The organism is Cutibacterium nasicola (assembly GCF_051303185.1).
Taxonomy (GTDB): domain Bacteria; phylum Actinomycetota; class Actinomycetes; order Propionibacteriales; family Propionibacteriaceae; genus Cutibacterium.
On the sequence record NZ_JBPPGE010000001.1, the window covers coordinates 225,582 to 245,107 of the forward strand.

Consider the following 19,526-nt stretch of genomic DNA (forward strand, 5'->3'; position numbering starts at 1 on the left):
CATTCTAGTGGGATTGATCCCCTTGATGTCAGCTGAGTGCGACGAGATGTGAGCAGTCACACCCGTGCTGACAGCTGAATGGGCCTTCTGGCGTGGGAGTATCTGCCGCTTTCAGCGGACCAGACCAGACTCGGTCTGGGTGTCGGCGGCGCGGGGAACCGCCTTCCGCACGACGACGATGACGTCACCGGCCTGTAACTGACCGATCGACGGGTCGTAAAAGTTGCGCAGCACGTCATTGCGGATGACAGCCAGGAGCCGCTCGTTCTGGATGTCGGCCGGACGTGCGCCGATCTCCGTCTTGGAGACCATCCGCTGGACGACCTCCATGCCCTTCGAGCTGGACAGCAGGTCGTCAACGACGGTGCCGACGTGCGGGTTGACCGAGGACAGACCGAGCAGACGGCCCACCGCATCGGCGGAGGTGACGACGGCGTCGGCCCCGGACTCACGCAGCAGCGGAAGGTTCTCGTCCTCCCTGCCGGAGACGACGATGTGGCAACGCGGATTGAGCTGTCGCACCGTCAGTGTGGTGAGGATGGCCGAGTCATCCCGGTTGAGGGTGATGACGACCTCGCGCGCCTTGCTGATCTCCGCTCGTCTCAGCAAGTCTCGCCTCGTCGCGTCGCCTTCGAAAGCAGCCAGGCCTGACCGGTTGGCCTCGGCTACCGCGGAGGGACGGTTGTCGATGACGACGATCTTCTCCACGGGAACATCATGGCTGCGCAGGGTGTTGACGGCACTGCGCCCTTTCGTGCCGTATCCAATGACGACGGTGTGGTTCCTCATGCGCTTCCTCCAAGCACTGTCAAGCAGTCCGCGTCGCCCCTCGTTGGCCAACATCTCGAGGGTGGTACCGACCAACAGCACCAGGAAGGTGATGCGCAACGGGGTGATGATGAAGGCGTTGATGAGTCGTGCATGAGGCGCGACCGGGGTGATGTCACCGTAACCAGTCGTGGTCACGGTGACCGTCGAGTAGTAGAAGGCGTCGATCAAGGAGACGCCGTCACCAGCGGTGGAATCAACATAGGAGTCCCGGTCGACCCAGACGATCAAGGTACTGGCCAACAGCAGAATCGCTGACCAGACCAACCGCTTGACCAGTTCTCGAAAGGGCTTGGTGGTCTTGAACGGAAGCTTGACCAGGGCCGACTGCTCAAAGATGGTGCGACGGCTCGAGGACTCCATTGATTCCGACACCACGATCAGACCGTAATCACGGCGTTGACCGGACCGACACCGGCGCGGTCGAGCTTCTCACGGCCCTCGAGGGCAGACAGCTCCATGAGCACCGACACACCGACGAGCTCTCCTCCGAGCTTGTCCACCAGGGATGCCGTGGCACCGACCGTTCCTGCCGTCGCGAGGATGTCGTCAACGATGAGCACCTTCGAGCCGGGCTGAATGGCGTCCTGACGGACGGTGAGGGTGGCCGAACCGTACTCCAGCACGAAGGACTGGGAGTAGACGTCACCTGGGAGCTTTCCGGGCTTGCGCACCGGGACGAAACCGGCGCCCAAGGACAGGGCCACCGGCCCGGCGAACATGAATCCACGAGCCTCCATGCCGACAACGACGTCTACCCCGCGCGGAGCGGCATCGACGAGTTCGGAGATCGCGGTGGCGTACCCGTTGGCGTTCGCCAACAGAGGGGTGATGTCCTTGAAGGTCACCCCGGGCTCCGGGAAGTCCGGAACATCCCGAATCAGGCCAGTGATGAGGTCAGTACCGTAAGTCATTTCTTCCTCTCGGACCGAGTGGAGCGACGCGGCTGGTGGCGCTCGCTCCCAGTCATGGACGTGACGTCACCAGGGCCTTCGGCGGCGACGGTCTGCGCCGTCACCTGAGGATCCTTGTGAGCAGCACGCTCACGTCGACGCAGGATACGAGCGGTGTGTTCCTTCATGGCCGGCTCATTCTCACGCAGCTGGGTGAACACCGGGGTGGCGATGAAGATCGAGGAATAGGCACCGACGATCATGCCGACGAAGAGGGCCAGACCGAGGTCCTCCAGAGGTCCGGAGCCGAGCACGAAAGCACCGGCGAAGAGTAGTGCTGCCACCGGCAGGACACCGACGATGGTGGTGTTGATGGATCGCACCAGCACCTGGTTGACAGCGCGGTTGGCGCCCTCCGCAAAGGTGTAGTTGCGCTTCTCGATGTCCTGGACGTTCTCGCGCACCTTGTCGAAGACCACGACGGTGTCGTAGAGGGAGTAGCCCAGAATCGTCAGCACGCCGATGACGGTCGACGGGGACACCGTGAAACCGATCAGCGCATATATGCCGATGGTGACGATGAGGTCGTGCAGAAGAGCGATCAGGGCGGCAATGGACATCTTCCAGTGACGGAAGTAGGCCCAGATCTGCAACATCACCAAGACCAGGAAGACGACCAATGCCTTGATGGCCTTGCCGGTGATCTGCTCGCCCCACTGACTACCAATCTTGGAGTACGTGACGGAGTCCGTCTTGGTGGCGGTGGCCTTGGCGATGGCCCCCTGGACCTTGGTGGTCTCGTCGTTGTCGAGTGCCCTGGTCTGCACCTGGACGGCATCCGAGCCGAGACTGACGACCTCGGTGGAGTCCATGTCCGGGACGCCGGAGGACAGCACTGACTTGCGGACGTCATCAACGGTCGAGGTTGCGACGTGGGCAGGAGAACGGAACTGCACGCCGCCCTTGAACTCGATACCAAGGTTCAGGCCTCGCACCAACAGGCCAAGCAGCGAAATCGCGATGACGATGATCGAGATCGCGTACCAGAGCTTGCGGCGCTGGATAAAGCCGTAGGAAATCTCACCCGTGTACAGGGCATGGGTGAAACCATGCTTGTGCTTCTTGCCCTTCTCCTCGTAGCGCTTCAAGGCGACGGACGAGGTCATGGCATTCTCGTCGTCAGTCATGTCTGGCCTCCTCCGTCTCGATGGTGCGCTTGCCCCGCGGGGTGGATCGCCTGCTTCGCCGACCGAGCAGTTGAGCTTCCGTGACACCCATGTGCTCAGCCTCAAGACCGGAACCGCGTCGCCCTTGGCCCCAGAACTTGGTATGCCCCAGCACAGTGACGACGGGATGGGTGAAGAAGAAGCAGATGACGAGGTCAATGAACGTCGTCAGACCCAGGGTGAAGGCGAATCCCTTCACCTGGTCGATCGAGAGCACGAACAGCACGATGGCGGACAACAGGGAGACCCCATCAGCCATCAGGATCGTGCCGCGGGCTTTCCTCCAGCCAGTCTGAAGGGCGGTACGCAGAGTCCGTCCATCTCGGATCTCGTCTCTGATGCGTTCGAAGTAGACGATGAAGGAGTCAGCCGTCACACCGATGGCGACGATCGCGCCAGCAATACCAGCCAGGGAAAGCGTGAATCCGACGGCCTCGCCCAGCAGCACCATGGCCGCGTAGGTCGTGACACCAGCGATGAGCAAGGAGGCGATGGCCACCAAGCCAAGGCCTCGGTAGTACAGCAGGCAGTAAGCGGCAACCAGGATCAGGCCAATGATGCCGGCGATGATCCCGGCGCGCAGCTGTTCGCCACCAAGGGTCGGCGAAACGTTGTCGACGCTGGAGATGTCGAAAGACAGCGGCAGGGCGCCGTACTTGAGGACGTTGGCCAGGTCAGCAGCACTGTCCTGGGTGAAATGACCGGAAATCTCGGCCTGACCACCATTGATCGGGCAGGAGGCTCCCTTACTGCCATCCAGCTGCGGGGAGGAGATGACCTCGCCATCCAGGACGACGGCGAACTGGTTCTGGGGGCTCTGGCGCGAGCACAGGAAGGTGGTCGCCTCACTGAAGGAGTTCGTACCGATCGAATTGAACTTCAGGCTGACCACGTAGGACAGCTGGCCCTGTGGGATCCCGGAGTCGGCACTCTCGACCTGGGTTCCCGTGATGGCGACCGGGGAGAGCAGGTACTTGACCTTGCCCTCGCGGTCACAGGTCACCAGGGCCTTGTTCGGTGGGGAGTCGACGGACTTGGTGCACTTGAACTCTTGGAAAGCCTTCATGTCTTCCGGGGACGGCTTCCACTTCTCGGCATCCTTGACCAACTTGGCTGCAGAGGTCGGATCCTTCTCGTTGTACTTCGGACCGCTGTCCTTGGCGCCAGGCTTCGAGCTGGCAGAGGCAGGTGACGATGCCTTGGCCTTCGGATCGGCTGTGGGGAGGGCCGAAGGCCGTGAAGGCCCCGGAGTCGGGCCCTTCTCACCCGCAGGCTCCTCGGCGTAGACCATGCGGAATCCGAGCTGAGCGGTCTGGCCGACCATTTCGACGAGCTTGGAACTCTCGACGTTCGGGGCCGAGACGACGATGTTGCGATCACCCATCGTCTTTACCGAAGATTCACCGACGCCCAAGGAGTTGACGCGCTGCTGAATGATCAGGCGCGCCTGCTCGAGGCTCGTCGGGGTGGGAGCCTTGCCGTCCTCCGTCTTGGCCGTCAGGGTGACCGACGTACCGCCCCTGAGGTCCAGGCCAAGTTTGGGTGACCACGTACGCGTAACTCCCATGAGCACGTACATGACGATGATGACCACCAGGAAGATCACCAGAGTTCTGCCTGGATGGTGTGTCCGCTTTTTCGTTGCCACGTCGAAAAGATTCCTTGGTCTCGGTGAATGTCAGGCCCGGGGCTGCTCGTCATTGTCTGCAGCGACGGTGGGGTCGATAGCCGAGGTCTCGGGCGGAGTGTCAATCGCCGAATCTGCGGCGAGGGCCTCGTTGCTGACAGGAGCGGTCTGTTCCGCGACGTCGTCAGCGAAGGCGAATTCCTCCTCGTCACCAGCAGGTCGAACGATAGCCTGCTTGAGGACGCTGACCTCGACGCCAGGGGCGAGCTCTACGACGGCCTGCTTGTCACCCAAGTGGGTGATCGTCACGAAAAGACCACTGTTGAGCACGACCCGGGTGCCCTCCTGCAGGTTCGACTCGAGCTGGGCTCGCTCCTCCTGCTGCTTCTTGACCTGCTTCTTGCCCTGCCACACGGTGAATCCGATGAGCACGATGAAGAGGATCAAGATCGGCATGAGACCGCCAAGCGGGCTGGCGAGAAGAAGCATGGGGAGTTCCTTGTCTATGGGGAGTGACCGAGGTCATGCTACCCCGGTGCGGTGAACATGGTCAGAACAGGCCGCCGCCGGTGCTGTTGGAAGGTGGTTCAAGACCGAGGTGGCGCCATGCCCTGTCGGTGGCAACTCGACCCCGAGGGGTGCGCATGAGGAAGCCCAGCCGGACGAGGAAGGGTTCTGCGACCTCCTCAATGGTCTGAGGCTCCTCCGCCACACTGATGGCGAGGGTGGACAAGCCGACCGGCCCGCCCCCAAATTTGAGGCAGACGGCGTTGAGCACGGCACGGTCGAGACGGTCGAGGCCGAGCGGATCTACCTCATAGAGATCCAGAGCCGTCTCCGCCCCCTTCGGTGTGACGGGGGACTCGTCATTGACGTCGGCCCAGTCACGGACGCGGCGCAACAGTCGGTTGGCAATACGAGGTGTGCCGCGAGATCGGGAGGCGATGGCCTGGGCAGTCCCCTCAGCCAGGTCGACTCCGATGACCCCCGAGGAGCGAGTCACGATCCGCTCCAAGTCAGCCACCTGGTAGTAGTCGAGTTGAGCGGTGAAGCCGAATCGGTCCCGCAGCGGCCCGGGAAGCAGGCCTGCCCGTGTCGTCGCCCCGACAAGGGTGAACGGTGGAATGTCAATCGGGATCGCAGTGGCACCAGGGCCTTTGCCCACGACGACGTCGACTCGGAAGTCCTCCATCGCCAGGTAAAGCATCTCCTCGGCAGGTTTGGACATCCGGTGAATCTCGTCAAGGAAGAACACCTCACCGGGAACCAGGGAGGACAGGATCGCAGCCAAATCCCCCGCATGCTGAATGGCGGGGCCGGAGGAGATGCGAATCGGGGCCGACATCTCAGCCGCGATAATCATGGCCAAGGTGGTCTTGCCAAGCCCTGGGGGCCCGGACAACAAGACGTGGTCAGGGGTCGTCCCGCGTGACTTCGACGCGGCCAGGACAAGTCCCAGCTGGTCGGCGACGCGCTGTTGTCCCTCGAACTCCGCCAGTGCGCCAGGACGCAAAGCAGCCTCTTCGGCCTTCTCAGGAGGCTCGGCCCAAGGATCGACGGGCGAATGCTCCACCGAGGTTCTCCTTCCTGACGACGTCAGTCAGTGTGCCAGAGGGGTCCGACATCTCAACGAGCCAGACTGCGCAGGGCCGCACGCATGAGGGCGCCGATCGTCGTCGAGGGATCAGCCTCCTTGAGAGCAGCCACCTCCTCAACAGCCTTGTCAGCATCCTTCTCCGACCACCCCAGACCGATGAGACCATCAGCAACCTGCTCTCGCCACGGTGCCACCGGCTGGCCCGCACCGGCAGGGGTGGACCCGGCAGGAGCGAGAGCTGTCATCTTGTCCTTGAGCTCGAGGATCATCTTCGCTGCCCCTTTGCGGCCAATACCCGGCACGCGGCACAGCGTCGCCTCATCTTCGGCGCTGATGGCCGACGCGAGCTGGTTGGCGTCCAGCACACTCATGATCGCCGCGGCGAGTTTGGGACCGACCCCGGACGCCGTCTGAACGAGCTCGAAGGCGTCCCGATCGTCAGCCTCGACGAAACCGTAGAGGTTCAGTGAGTCCTCGCGGACGACGAGGGAGGTCTGCAACGTCATCGTCTGGTCGACACGTGCACTCGCAGCCGTGGCTGGGGGGCACAGCACCTTGACGCCAATTCCGTGGTTGTCGAGGACGACCCAGGTAGGGCCGGCCGCGCTCACAGTGCCGGAAAGATGGGAGATCACCGGGCAAGATCCTTCCAGGAACGAGGTGCCGGACGGCTACGACGTTGGGCTGCCATGGCAGCTTCGATGCGATTGGTGGCTCCGCCCCGCCACAGATGACAGATCGCCAGGGCCACGGCGTCGGCGGCGTCAGCCGGTTTCGGTGGGGCTGACAACCGCAGCACCCGCGCAACCATGAGACCCACCTGCGCCTTGTCAGCACGCCCCGAACCAGAGATGGCCGCCTTGACCTCGCTCGGGGTGTGCAGGGCAACCGGCAGGCCGTGGCGAGCAGCAATCATCATCGCCATGCCTGCGGCCTGGGCGGTACCGGTGACGGTGTTGCGGTTGTGCTGGGCAAACACCCGCTCGACGGCGATGGCGTCAGGACGGGTGCGGTCGCGCCATTCCTCCAACCCATCATGTATGCGCAGGAGGCGATGGGCGTGATCCAGATCCGCAGGAGTACGAATGACACCGACGGCAATGAGCTTCAACGGGACGCCGGCGCCGCCTTCGACGACCCCAACCCCGCATCGAGTCAAACCGGGGTCGACCCCCATGACCCGCCTGACAAGCGAGTTGGGGGTCGACTCTGGGATGATCACTCGTCCTCGTCGAGAGCCGCAGCAACCTCGGCGGGGATGTCAGCGTTGGAGAAGACGTTCTGGACGTCGTCAAGGTCCTCGAGGGCATCCAGGATCTTGTAGAGCTTGCGAGCATCGTCGAGCTCGACGGGCTGGGTGAAGTCCGGTTTGAAGGAGACCTCGGCCGAATCGTAGTCGATGCCGGCGTCCTGGACGGCCTTGCGGACGTCAACGACGGCGTTGGGGTCGGAGACAATCTCGAAGACGTCGCCCTCGTCGACGATGTCCTCGGGCTCGGCGTCCATGGTGGCCTCCATGAGCTGGTCCTCGTCCACCTCACGGGTCTCGGTCTTGCGTCCCTCCTCGACCTCGTAGGTCTTCGAGACCGCCACGACGCCCTTGCGCTGGAACAGACGCTGCACCGAACCACCGTCGGCCATGGTGCCACCATTGCGGGTGACGGCGACACGAACGTCGGAGACGGCACGGTTACGGTTGTCGGTCAGGCACTCGATGAGGATGGCGACACCGGCAGGGCCATAGGCCTCGTACATGATGGTCTCGTAGTTGACGGCGTCGGCACCCTCACCGGATCCACGCTTGACGGCGCGGGTGATGTTGTCGTTGGGGACCGAGTTCTTCTTCGCCTTCTGAATGGCGTCGTAGAGGGTCGGGTTGCCCGACGGGTCTCCACCGCCGAGCCGTGCCGCCACCTCGATGTTCTTGATCAGGCGGGCGAACAACTTGCCGCGCTTGGCGTCGATTGCCGCCTTCTTGTGCTTGGTGGTGGCCCACTTGGAGTGACCGCTCATGAACGGTGTCTCCCTTCCTCGAATGTCGCAGTTGTCGGCCCAGAGGGGCCAAGCATTCGGCGCAGGACGAGCCCACGCACACAGTGAAACAGTCTACACTTCTCGCCCGACAGCGACTCGGGGTGAAAAGAGCGGACGATGGGCTGACCGTCAGCCAGCGTCGGGAACGGGGGAAGAATCTGCCGGAATCGGTGCCCGGCACACCTCGAGGGCCTCCGGCAGGGTGAAGTTGCCCACGTAAAGAGCTGTTCCCACGACGGCTCCCTCCACCCCGATCGGGACCAGTCCGCGCAGGCGGCGCAGGTCCTCAAGGGCGGCGATGCCTCCAGACGCGACGACGGTTCCTTGAGTGCGCGCGCAGATTCGGCCCAGGAGCTCGTAGTTCGGTCCAGTCAACATACCGTCGCTCGCCACGTCGGTGATGACGTAGCGCTTGCACCCGGCCTCCTCCAGACGAGCCAGGACATCGAGAACCTTGCCACCCTCGCGAGTCCAGCCGCGCGCCGCGAGCCGGTCCCCCTTGACGTCCAGACCGATGGCAACCTGTTCGCCGTAGCGGCCCACGACCTCGTCGCACCAGGCGGGATTCTCCAGAGCGGCGGTACCGATGTTCACGCGGGTGGCGCCAGCTGACAGAGCCGATTCGAGGCTCTTCTGATCTCGGATACCGCCGGACACCTCGACGTTGATGTCCATCTGCTCGACGATACTGCTGATGATCTCGGTGTTGGATCCACGCCCGAAGGCGGCGTCGAGGTCGACCAGGTGAATCCACTGGGCTCCCAGACTTCGCCACTTGTGAGCCACCTCCAGGGGATCGCCGAACACGCGTTCGGAACTGGCCACCCCCTGTTGCAGCTGGACGGCGCGTCCGCCCTGGACATCAACGGCTGGAAGTAGTGTGAGTTCTCCGGTCACGAGGGTCAGGGTATCAACACACCCGATCGAGCCAGCGTTCGAGCAGGGCCAAGCCTGCCGTCCCGGACTTCTCGGGATGGAACTGGGTCGAGGTCACCGGGCCAACCTCAGCGGCGGCCACGAAGGTCGCACCTTGGTGGGTCGCCGCGGTGAAGTGGTCGTCAGGCCCGTGGACGAGCACCCCGTAGGAGTGGACGAAGTAGAACCGCTCGTCATCGACATGTTGGAACAGGGCCGTCCGGGTGGCTGGTTGCACGGTGTTCCACCCCATGTGTGGCAGCCGGTCAACAGGCAGCTCCTCGACGGCACCAGGCAGTACCCCGAGACACTCGACGTCAACGCCGCGCTCGCTGCCACGCTCGAAGAGCATCTGATGGCCCACACAGATCCCGAGCAGAGGCCGTCCCTCGTCAACCCAACGATGCACCAGGTGGTCCCCACCCATGGCGCGCAAGCCTGCCATGCAGGCCGCCAGCGCGCCCACTCCCGGGAGGACGAGGGCGTCATTGTCGAGCAGAATGCCCGGATCCCTGGAAACCGTGACGGTGGCACCGGCCTTGCGCAAGGCACGCTCGGCCGAGTGCAGGTTTCCCGACCCGTGATCGATGATGCCGACCCGCACCAGATCAGACATCAAGAGCGCCCTTGGTGCTGGGGACACAGTCGGCATTGCGCGGATCCAGGGCCACAGCGATCCTCAGAGCGCGGGCCAGAGCCTTGTACTGGGCCTCGCAGATGTGGTGGGGGTCGCGTCCGGCCAGCAGCCGCAGATGCACGCACAGGCCGGCATTGAAGGCCAGTGACTGCACGACGTGATAGGTCATGGATCCCTGGTAGGCAACGCCGGAACCGCCGATACGGGCGTAGATCTGCCCCTCCGGCTCTCCGGTGCACTCCGCCCACGGGCGACCGGCGACGTCGACGACGCACTGGGCAAGGGCCTCGTCGAGGGGAACCATGGCATCACCGAAGCGAGTGATCCCCCGCTTGTCACCGAGGGCCTGGGCCAAGGCCTGTCCCAGCGCGATGGCGGTGTCCTCGACGCTGTGATGGCCGTCGATCTCGACGTCACCGGTGGTGGTGATCGTCATGTCGACGCCTGAGTGCTTCGAGAAAGCCGTGAGCATGTGGTCGTAGAAACCGACCCCGCTGGAGATGGTCGACTCGCCGCTACCATCCAGATCGATGGAGACGTCAACGTTGGACTCCAAGGTCTCGCGGTGAACGTGAGCACAGCGGTGGGTCATCAATCCTCCTCGGGATCGAGTCGACGAGCAGTCACAAGGATGTCGAGCAGTGCAGCCCGGAAGGCTTCGGTCTCGCGAGGAGTTCCGGCGCAGACACGTAGGTACCCGGTCGGGCCCACCTCACGGACGAGAACACCGTGATCGAGAAGGTCCTGGAAGACCGCGTGACGATCGGCAAACCTCCCGAACAGGACGAAGTTCGACTGGGACGAGACGACGTCCAATCCGTGCGCGCGCAGCCAGTCCTCGAGGCTGGCACGGGTCTCACGTAGTTCGTCGACCCGAGCGAGCATCTCGGGAGCATGGGCCAGAGCGACCCGGGCCACCGCCTGGGACACCTCCGAGAGGTGGTAGGGCAACCGGACGATCCGTAGGGCGTCAATCACGGCAGGGGCAGCAACGGCATATCCGAGACGCCCCCCGGCCAAGGCAAAGGCCTTCGAGAGGGTACGCACCACGATGAGGCGTCCGTGCTTGGGAAGCAGGGCGATCGCCGAATCCTCCGGGGCATCGGTGAATTCCTGGTAGGCCTCATCCACGACGACAATCGCGTCGGTGGCCGAACAGACCTCATCGATGACCGCCACTGGGATGGTGGTGCCCGTCGGGTTGTTCGGCGTGGTCAGCAGGACGACGTCCGGCTTGACCTCCTCGATGGCACTCACGATGTCGTCAGTCGTCAGACCGTAGGAGGCATTGCGAGGTCGGGTGACGTAGTCAGTGTGAGTGTTCCGGGCGTACTCGGGATACATGGAGTAGGTCGGCGTGAAGGTCAGGAGAGTACGATCCGGGCCACCGAAAGCCTGCAGGATGTGAGTCATGACCTCGTTGGACCCATTGGCCGGCCAGATCTGATCGCCGCTGACCCCGAATCCGATATACCTGGCCAGGTCCTCGCGCAAAGCCGTGGCCTCTCGGTCCGGGTAGCGATTCAGCCCCTTGCCGGCATTGGAGATGGCCTTGGCCATGTCCTTGCGCACCGATTCCGACGGCGGGTAAGGGTTCTCGTTGACGTTGAGACATACCGGGACGTCGAGCTGCGGGGCACCATAGGGCTTCTCCCCCACCAGTTCGGGACGAAGCGGCAGATCAGCCAGTTGAATGGAGTTCGACTGCGGTTTGGCCACCGGACGGGGGTGGGTCGTGTGTCGACGCTGGGTCATCGCGGCCTCCTCACGGTGATGGCATTGGCATGGCCGGGCAGGTTCTCGGCCACGGCGAACTTCTCGACGGAATCGGCGAGATCGAGCAGGGCGTCCTCGGTGTAGTCAATGACGTGGACCGCTCGCATGAAGGAACGCATCGACAGTCCCGAGGAGTGGCAGGCAGCACCCGCCGTCGGCAGCACGTGGGTGGATCCAGCCGAGTAGTCGCCCAGGGACACCGGGGACCAAGGACCGACGAAGATGGCACCGGCGTTGTGGACTCGCGCTGCTACCGCGGCGGCATCGGCCGTCTGGATTTCTAAGTGCTCTGCAGCATAGGCGTCAACGACCTCAAGACCTTGGTGAATGTCACGCACCATGACGACGGCAGACTGTGTGGAGGTCAGTGAGGTACGGATCCGCTCGGAGTGCAAGGTGGCCTCGACCATCGGGGTCAGTTCCTTCTCCACGGCGTCGACCAGCTCGGTGGAATCGGTGACGAGAACAGCTGCGGCGAGCGGGTCGTGTTCGGCCTGGCTCATGAGGTCGGCAGCGACGTGACGTGGATCAGCGGTCCGGTCGGCCAGGATGGCGATCTCGGTGGGGCCAGCCTCCGAGTCGATGCCGACAGTGCCACGCAGGTAACGCTTGGCAGCAACCACATAAATGTTGCCCGGCCCGGTGACCATGTCAACCCGCGGACAGGAATCGGCCTCATCGGGGCCATCGACACCGTGGGCGAACATGGCGATGGCCTGGGCGCCGCCGACAGCATAGACCTCATCAACCCCGAGCAGGTGGCACAGAGCAAGGATGTTGGGGTGCGGCAGGCCACCGAACTCAGCCTGTGGCGGGGATGCCACCGCGATCGAGGACACGCCGGCTTCCTGGGCCGGGACGACGTTCATGATGACTGAGGAGGCCAGCGGGGCAAATCCGCCAGGGACGTAGAGACCCACTCGACCGACGGGGACGATGCGTTGGCTCACACGAGCGCCAGCAGCCACCTCGACCGGTGCCGACGAGGTCTCCACCTCAGCCTCCCGACAGACCTGACGACGTCGACGAATGGACTCAGTGAAGGCCTGACGCAAGGTGCCGTCAAGATCGGCAGCAGCCTCGGACAGGGCCTGCGCCGGAACCCTCAAATGATCCGGAACCACATGGTCGAACTTCTCGCTGTATTCGCGCAGAGCCTCGGCGCCACGGTCCCTGACCGCAGCGCTGACGGGGATGACGGCCGCCACCGCGGCATCGACGTCAAAGTCAGCGCGCGGCACGGCGCGACGCAGGTCGCCAGTGGTTTCATGGGTCAGATCGACGATTCTCAGCACACCGTCAGTCTAATGAAGCCTCGGTCACCGGCTCGCGGCGTCCACCCCGCGGAGAGCGACGCCAGCCCGTCACCAGGGATGCGATCAGCGTCGGGACCATCGCTGCGAGCAACCAGACCAGCACGGACACCCAGGTGTGGAGGGCGAAATCCACCGGAATGATTTCTCCTGCGTTGGCCGCGGCAATACGCTCGGCGAAGGAGTCCGGGCCGATGAGGACACCCACCCACCAGCAGGCCAGGGCCGACAGACAGGACGACACTCCGGCGGCCAGTACTCCCCAGGCCCCGCGACGGCGCATGAGGACCCAGCTCAGGACGCCGATGATCAGCCCGACGATCAGGCCGACGAAGCAGTAGACGGCGTCGGTCGAGAAGACCTGGATGAGGCCCTCCTCCGTCGTCGAAGCCGCCCCGTCGGATCCCACCGTGTAGGTCGGCAGAATCACCATGGAGTGCCATATCGGAGCAGCAAGTCCGCCCAGGACGACGCCGATTCCCACGACGAGCAGGCTCGATCGCAGTATCGCGAGGCCGTGGGCGCGGGTCGTCTCGTTCATGACTGCCTCCTGGGGATGCACGAGGGGCCGAGCAGGGCCTTGAGGTCGGCCATCAGCGGCTGACCAGGGGCGACCTTGAGTTCATCGGCAAGCTGGAAGGTGGTCGTCACCTTGCCGTCAATGAGTCGCAGTCTCACCTCGGAGCTACCCGGGTGGTTACGAAGTACTCCACGCAGGCCCTCGATGATGCCACTGGTGCATCGTCCGCGACGAAGATCAATCGTCATGGGAGCATTGCTGACATCGGTGAGGTCCAGCAGCCAGACGTCATTTGCCGACATCTCGACGGTCTCATCACGTTCCCTGACGAATCCACGCACCTTGAGAATAGTGTCGACGGCCAGTAATGGCTCCACCCGCTGGTACACCTTCGGGAAACAGGCAATGGTGATGGAGGCGTCAAGGTCCTCCAGGGTGATGGAGGCCCAGATGTCACCGTTCTTGGTGGTACGTCGGACGATCTGGGTGACCATACCGGCGATGGTGTAGCGCCCCTCGTGATGGCCTTCAGGGTTGACGAGCTCAGCCACTGAAATGTCCGATTCGGCCTCCAGAGCAGCTTCCAGACCGCGCAGCGGGTGATCGGAGACGTACAGGCCCAGCATTTCGCGCTCGAAGGCGAGCTTGGTGCTGCGGTCCCAGTCGTCCTCCGGGACGACTCGCTCGACACCCAGCTGGGTGGGTTCGGAGTCGTCCCCCATGCCGAAAAGGTCGTCCTGCCCGTTGGCCTGGTTGCGTTTGATGTCGATGACGGCGTCGACGGCCTGCTCGTAGACCGCCATCAGGCCGCGTCGGGAATGGCCCATGGAGTCGAAGGCGCCAGCCTTGATGAGAGACTCGATGAGCCTCTTGTTGCACACCGTCAGGCTGACCTGATCCAGGAAGCTGAAGAAATCGGGGGCCGGACCGTTCTCCTCGCGGGCTCGAATGATCTCTGCGACAGCGTTTGCACCGACATTGCGGACAGCTCCCAGTCCGAACCTGATGTCCTCGCCGACGGCGGTGAACTCCAGCGAGGAGACGTTGACGTCGGGAGGCAGGATATTGATGTGCTGGGTCCGCATGTCGGCCAGGTACATCGCCATCTTGTCCTTGTCGTCACCAACACTGGTCAGCAGGGCGGCACCGTACTCGGCCGGGTAATTGGCCTTGAGATAGGCCGTCCAGTAGGACACCAGCCCATAACCGGCCGCGTGGGACTTGTTGAAGGCATATCCGGCGAAGGGAACCATGACGTCCCACAGGGTCTGGATGGCGTCGTCGGAGTACCCATGTTCACGCATGCCAGCCTGGAAGGGGATGAAGTTCTCCTCCAGGATGTGCTTCTTCTTCTTACCCATGGCACGACGCAGCAGGTCAGCGCCACCCAGGGTGTAGCCAGCGAGTTTCCGGGCGATCGACATGATCTGCTCCTGGTACACGATGAGGTGATACGTGGGAGCAAGGATCTCGTCGAGGTCCTCCTTGAGCTCGGGATGGATGGGGATGATCGGTTCCCGGTTGTTCTTGCGCTGGGCATACGAGATGTGCGCGTTGGCGCCCATCGGGCCCGGTCGGTACAGGGCCAACACGGCGACGATGTCGTCGAAACAGGTTGGTCCCATGAGACGCAGCAGAGACCGCATGGCCGTGCCATCGAGCTGGAAGACGCCCAGGGTGTCACCTCGGGCCAGCATCTCGTAGGTGTTCTTGTCATCAAGGGCAAGCTCCTTGAGATCGACGTCGACCTCGCGGTTCTCCTTGATGATCTTGATGCAGTGATCCATGATGCCAAGATTTCGCAGGCCCAGGAAGTCCATCTTCATGAGCCCCATCTCCTCGAGCTGGGGATAGGCGAAGCCGGCGATGATCATGCCATCCTTGTCGCGCTTGTGCATCGGCACCAAGTCGAGCAGCGGAGCGCTGGACAGGATGAAGGCACAGGCGTGCACACCGGTGCCGCGGATCAATCCCTCAAGGCCCTTCGCCGTCTCGACGACCTTGGCGACGTCGGGATTGTCGGCAACCAGCTGGCGGAACTCCTGACCTTCGCCGTGCCTCTCGTGAGAGGGGTCGAAGATCTTGCTCAGCGGAACTCCCTTGCCCATGACGTCGGGAGGCATGGCCTTGGTGATCTTGTCTCCGAGGGCGAAGGGGTAGCCGAGAATGCGGTTGGCGTCCTTGACGGCAGCCTTGGCCTTGATCTTGCCGAAGGTGTTGACCTGGCTGGTGTACTCCGCGCCGTACTTGTGAGTGACGTAATCGATGACCTTGTCACGCTGACGATCGTCGAAGTCAAGATCGATGTCGGGCGGGTTGACACGTTCCGGGTTGAGGAACCTCTCGAACAGCAGTCCGTGTTCCAGCGGGTTGATGGCGATGATGCCCGTCAGATAGGCAACGAGGGAACCGGCAGCCGATCCACGCCCCGGCCCGACGGGCACACCCATGGAGCGCGCCGCATTGCAGATGTCGGAGACGACGAGGAAGTAGGAGGAGAATCCCAGAGGCTCGATGACCGACAGCTCGGTCTCGAGACGGTCGAGGACCTCCTTGGGCGGGTTCGGACCGAACTTCTCGTCCATCCCCTCCTGCAGCTTCTTGCGCAGCCAGGACTCCTGAGTCTCCCCCTGAGGGACGTCGAACTGCGGCATCCGATCGACGTACTCGAAGACCTCGTTGTAGGACCCGATCATCTCCGTCAACAGCAGGGTGTTGTCGCAGGCCTCAGGATGATCGGCGAACAGCGCCCTCATCTCGTCAGAGGACTTGATGTAATAGCCCGACCCATTGAAGCGGAAGCGGTTCGGATCGTCCTTGTTACGACCCACACCGACGCACAGCAGCGAGTCGTGAGCGTCAGCCTGGTCCTCGGTGACGTAGTGCGAGTCATTGGTGACCAGCAACGGAATGTCCAGCCGCTTGGCCAGCTTCAGCAAGTCAGAGCGCACCTGCTTTTCGATGGGGACGCCGTGGTCCATCAACTCGCAGAAGTAGTTCTCCTTGCCGAAGATGTCTTGGTAGGCACCCGCGGCTTGGCAGGCCTCCTCGAACTGCCCCAGGCGCAGTCGGGTCTGCACCTCGCCCGACGGGCATCCGGTGGAGGCAATGATGCCACCGGGATACTGGGACATCAGTTCGCGGTCCATGCGGGGCTTCATGTAGTAGCCCTCGTAGGAGGCCAGGGAGGACAACCGGAACAGGTTGTGGAGCCCCTCCGGGTCCTTGGCCCACATCGTCATGTGGGTGTAGCGGCCACCTCCGGACACATCCTTGCCGCCCTCCGCATCCGGATCGCCCGCGTCGCGGGAGGTTCCCCAGAATTCCTGCACCCGGGACTTGCGAGTACTCGGGGCAACATAGGCCTCGATACCGATGATCGGCTTGACCAGCGGGTTCTGATCTCCGTCGTACTTCTTGGAGATCTGGAAGAATTCGTAGGCACCGAACATGTTTCCGTGGTCGGTCATGGCGACCGCCGGCATGCCCTGACGAGCCACCTCGGCAAAGAGCTTCTCGTTGCTGGCAGCACCATCCAGCATCGAGTACTCAGTGTGAGTGTGAAGGTGGACGAAGTCGGATCGGGCCACGGACAGTCCTTTCACGAACCGACCGGAATGGAGGTCACTCCGGCCCTGGGTGGTGCTGACTCGGACAGACTAGTCCGCACCACCGACCGGAGCGACCCGACCACTCACGTCGGGCGGCGAACGACGAAGTCAACCTGCATCCCACCGGCCAACTGGGACACCAGATCCGTGTACGGACCAGCAATCTCACCAACCCTGACGAAGTCCCCGTCAAGCCTGTCGTCATGCACCATGAGGTGGACCTCACCACGATATTTTCCCATGGTGTCCATCTGGAGGGATCCGGCCCTGCGGCACCCGGCGTTGGGGGCGTCACGAAAAGACTCACGCTTCCGTACCCGCTTCTCATGATGCTGCCCGCAATTGCGACGATTCACGCCCCAGACTGCAAAATTCGCGATTTCATACGGATGTCATCGTCGAACTGTTGTTCACTCATCTTGTTTGCCACCGCGTACGAACTGCATCAGCCTCTATTCTGCAAGCGCTGGCAAGGGCTGCCCGCAATGCTGGTCAGCCCAGCAGGCAGCCCTTAACCTCATGTACGGACGTTGAGTAAGCCGAGGTTCAGATCCTGGATAATCAGGAATTCACAATTCTTTGCCCCATCTGCACAAGCCGAATAAGTCGAATCATTTGCTCAATAAGGGACTGTTCAGTCATGGTCGTCATGATTTGATCCTGAGCATGAACAAGAAGAAGTGACATCGGCAGTGACCCATTCAGATCTCGAGTGATGAGTTCAGTCTGAACATCATGAGCAGTCTTCAAGTATTTTTCTGCGTCGATCATACATTTTTCACTCTCCGAAAATTCTCCGGCGTGAGCCTTATCAAGAGCGTCATACAGCAACGACCGAGCCGAACCAGCATTAGTAATTATTTCAAAAATAGAGGCTTCAATATCCTCCATTTCAAATTCTTCGTCTTGACGCATCACAATCTCCTAGCAACAGGACAAATTATTCGTTAGGCTCTTCGAGCTCTTCTTTCTTCAGTTGACTCCTGTCATACATCCTCATGAATGGATAATAAATCACAGTAGCAATCAAAATGTTCAACAGGCAAAGCACAATACTTCGCCAGTCGCCACCGGTTGCCAAAAAAGCGCCTATCGGAGCAGGAAGCGTCCATGGAGGCTGCACTGCCATATAGCTCACCAACCCCCAACTAAATGCACACCATGACACCAGACAAAGAATCAAAGGGGCCAGAAGAAACGGAATGATGAAAAAGGGATTCATCATAACCGGAAGTCCAAACATGATCGGTTCGCTAATATTAAACAGAGCAGGAACCGCTACTGCTCGTGTTATAGATTTTGTATATTTCGCCTTCCCAACTAAAAACCCAGCAATCACTAGCCCTATTGTCGCGCCGGAACCGCCTATCGACACAAACCACTGAAAAAAGGTCTCCGGTGCGATGTGTGGAGCGGGAGAGCCCACGGCAACTGCGCTCGCATTATCGCTGAGGTACTGCAACCAAATCGGCCGGGCAACTGATCCGACTACCGAATCACCGCTAATACCAAAAAACCACAGAAACACTACCAAAAACGCCGGCACTAATACACCAGGCAACGAATCACCTGCTGTAACCAGAGGAGCCAACCCGACCCGTACGATGTCAATAATATCGATACCTAGGACGACAGATACCAGTGCCATGACAACCATTATGGTAAAAGCCGGTACTACTGCCCCGAAAGACTTGCTTACTGATTCAGGCACCTGTTCAGACATCCTAATGGTTAAATTATGCTTGTAGCATACTCGCATCACCTCAACAGCTAATAGAGCCAAGATCATCGCCGGAAATAATCCTTGCGATCCCAGACTCTCGAGATCCAAGAAGACTCCATCACCAATTGCTTTCGGAGTCAGGCTTAGCAAAAATGCGGCAACACCCAACTGACCACCAGCAAGTCCATCAAGATCGTAACTCCGAGCGAGGCTTGAACCGACACCGAAGCATACATATAACGACATTAGCCCAAAGGTCATGCGGTATGGAACTAGAATTTGGTCGATATGCGCTTTCGCCCAAATAGCGAGTCCGGTAGTTTCTGGCACAGGCGGAGCAGCTATGATAAGGACAAAACTTCCCGCAATAATGAACGGTATAGCAGAAATAACACCGTCGCGAATAGCTCGAATATGCCGCTGCTCAGAAACCATGGACATCGGTCCAGCGACACGCCTGTCCAAGAAGTCAAAGAACTTCTCCATTGCGATCACCTTAAATGTTCCTTGACGGTCTTAATTAGCTCCGAACCTCCGAGCGGACCATAGGCGACCGGAGGTATCGAACAAATCGGAGTTCCGCACTGTTCGGCGTACTCTCGAAAAACCTTCATTCTATTTCTTACTTGGGGAGCGACTAAAATCAAATCCCAATTTCCTGTCGATATTTCTTCCTGCGCCTGTCCAGATCCAACAGCCTTGGCATGAACGCTTTCACCTATCTTGTTAAATTCTTTTTCTAGATTCTTTAACACAATCGCACTCGACATGCCACCAGAACAAATCAGCAACACATTTGACATAACCGATACTCCTTGATTGTAGG

20 protein-coding genes are annotated in these 19,526 nt (G+C 61.4%); all 20 read right to left on the reverse strand.

The features are described 5' to 3' along the window. Window positions 1-111 precede the first annotated feature (111 nt). Window positions 112-1,206: a potassium channel family protein gene (locus ACSJJT_RS01030; protein ID WP_435916538.1), complete on the reverse strand. Its 1,095-nt coding sequence runs from the start codon at window positions 1,204-1,206 to the stop codon at window positions 112-114. A 2-nt stretch (window positions 1,207-1,208) separates the two neighbouring features. Next, a complete protein-coding gene (locus ACSJJT_RS01035; protein WP_435916539.1) occupies window positions 1,209-1,742 on the reverse strand; it encodes an adenine phosphoribosyltransferase in 534 nt (177 codons plus the stop codon). Beyond that, window positions 1,739-2,908 (reverse strand): protein translocase subunit SecF, encoded by a 1,170-nt coding sequence (gene secF, locus ACSJJT_RS01040; protein ID WP_435916540.1) that lies wholly within the window; start codon window positions 2,906-2,908, stop codon window positions 1,739-1,741. The genes ACSJJT_RS01035 and secF overlap by 4 nt, the downstream gene beginning before the upstream one ends. Then, window positions 2,901-4,553 (reverse strand): protein translocase subunit SecD, encoded by a 1,653-nt coding sequence (gene secD, locus ACSJJT_RS01045; RefSeq protein ID WP_435917004.1) that lies wholly within the window; start codon window positions 4,551-4,553, stop codon window positions 2,901-2,903. Before secD ends, secF begins: the two co-directional genes overlap by 8 nt. A gap of 72 nt (window positions 4,554-4,625) precedes the next feature. After that, window positions 4,626-5,063, reverse strand: a complete 438-nt coding sequence (yajC, locus tag ACSJJT_RS01050) for a preprotein translocase subunit YajC (RefSeq protein WP_435916541.1) — start codon at window positions 5,061-5,063, stop codon at window positions 4,626-4,628. Window positions 5,064-5,124: 61 nt separating this feature from the next. After that, complete coding sequence (gene ruvB, locus ACSJJT_RS01055) at window positions 5,125-6,147, reverse strand: Holliday junction branch migration DNA helicase RuvB (RefSeq protein WP_435916542.1); 1,023 nt, start codon at window positions 6,145-6,147, stop codon at window positions 5,125-5,127. 53 nt (window positions 6,148-6,200) lie between these two features. Then, complete coding sequence (gene ruvA / locus ACSJJT_RS01060; protein WP_435916543.1) at window positions 6,201-6,806, reverse strand: Holliday junction branch migration protein RuvA; 606 nt, start codon at window positions 6,804-6,806, stop codon at window positions 6,201-6,203. After that, a complete protein-coding gene (gene ruvC, locus ACSJJT_RS01065) occupies window positions 6,803-7,348 on the reverse strand; it encodes a crossover junction endodeoxyribonuclease RuvC (RefSeq protein ID WP_435916544.1) in 546 nt (181 codons plus the stop codon). Before ruvC ends, ruvA begins: the two co-directional genes overlap by 4 nt. A gap of 41 nt (window positions 7,349-7,389) precedes the next feature. Next, the gene (locus ACSJJT_RS01070) at window positions 7,390-8,184 is read right to left on the reverse strand and encodes a YebC/PmpR family DNA-binding transcriptional regulator (protein ID WP_435916545.1); all 795 of its coding nucleotides are present in this window, start codon (window positions 8,182-8,184) and stop codon (window positions 7,390-7,392) included. 150 nt (window positions 8,185-8,334) lie between these two features. Further along, on the reverse strand, window positions 8,335-9,102 hold the full coding sequence (priA, locus tag ACSJJT_RS01075) for a bifunctional 1-(5-phosphoribosyl)-5-((5-phosphoribosylamino)methylideneamino)imidazole-4-carboxamide isomerase/phosphoribosylanthranilate isomerase PriA (RefSeq protein ID WP_435916546.1): 768 nt from the start codon (window positions 9,100-9,102) through the stop codon (window positions 8,335-8,337). A 13-nt stretch (window positions 9,103-9,115) separates the two neighbouring features. After that, the gene (hisH, locus tag ACSJJT_RS01080; RefSeq protein ID WP_435916547.1) at window positions 9,116-9,736 is read right to left on the reverse strand and encodes an imidazole glycerol phosphate synthase subunit HisH; all 621 of its coding nucleotides are present in this window, start codon (window positions 9,734-9,736) and stop codon (window positions 9,116-9,118) included. After that, a complete protein-coding gene (gene hisB, locus ACSJJT_RS01085; protein WP_435916548.1) occupies window positions 9,729-10,349 on the reverse strand; it encodes an imidazoleglycerol-phosphate dehydratase HisB in 621 nt (206 codons plus the stop codon). The genes hisH and hisB overlap by 8 nt, the downstream gene beginning before the upstream one ends. Then, entirely contained in the window at window positions 10,349-11,476 is a 1,128-nt protein-coding gene (locus tag ACSJJT_RS01090) for a histidinol-phosphate transaminase (protein ID WP_435917005.1), read from the reverse strand. The genes hisB and ACSJJT_RS01090 overlap by 1 nt, the downstream gene beginning before the upstream one ends. Window positions 11,477-11,508: 32 nt before the next feature. Further along, on the reverse strand, window positions 11,509-12,828 hold the full coding sequence (gene hisD / locus ACSJJT_RS01095; RefSeq protein ID WP_435916549.1) for a histidinol dehydrogenase: 1,320 nt from the start codon (window positions 12,826-12,828) through the stop codon (window positions 11,509-11,511). 4 nt (window positions 12,829-12,832) lie between these two features. Next, window positions 12,833-13,387: a hypothetical protein gene (locus ACSJJT_RS01100; RefSeq protein ID WP_435916550.1), complete on the reverse strand. Its 555-nt coding sequence runs from the start codon at window positions 13,385-13,387 to the stop codon at window positions 12,833-12,835. Beyond that, entirely contained in the window at window positions 13,384-16,956 is a 3,573-nt protein-coding gene (gene dnaE / locus ACSJJT_RS01105; RefSeq protein WP_435916551.1) for a DNA polymerase III subunit alpha, read from the reverse strand. The genes ACSJJT_RS01100 and dnaE overlap by 4 nt, the downstream gene beginning before the upstream one ends. Before the next feature lie 104 nt (window positions 16,957-17,060). Continuing rightward, entirely contained in the window at window positions 17,061-17,333 is a 273-nt protein-coding gene (locus ACSJJT_RS01110; protein WP_435916552.1) for a hypothetical protein, read from the reverse strand. Window positions 17,334-17,538: 205 nt separating this feature from the next. Beyond that, the gene (locus ACSJJT_RS01115) at window positions 17,539-17,868 is read right to left on the reverse strand and encodes a PTS lactose/cellobiose transporter subunit IIA (protein ID WP_435917006.1); all 330 of its coding nucleotides are present in this window, start codon (window positions 17,866-17,868) and stop codon (window positions 17,539-17,541) included. A gap of 49 nt (window positions 17,869-17,917) precedes the next feature. Beyond that, window positions 17,918-19,195, reverse strand: coding sequence for a PTS sugar transporter subunit IIC (locus ACSJJT_RS01120; protein WP_435916553.1), 1,278 nt, complete (start codon window positions 19,193-19,195; stop codon window positions 17,918-17,920). After that, a complete protein-coding gene (locus ACSJJT_RS01125; protein WP_435916554.1) occupies window positions 19,192-19,503 on the reverse strand; it encodes a PTS sugar transporter subunit IIB in 312 nt (103 codons plus the stop codon). Before ACSJJT_RS01125 ends, ACSJJT_RS01120 begins: the two co-directional genes overlap by 4 nt. Between the last annotated feature and the right edge of the window lie 23 nt (window positions 19,504-19,526).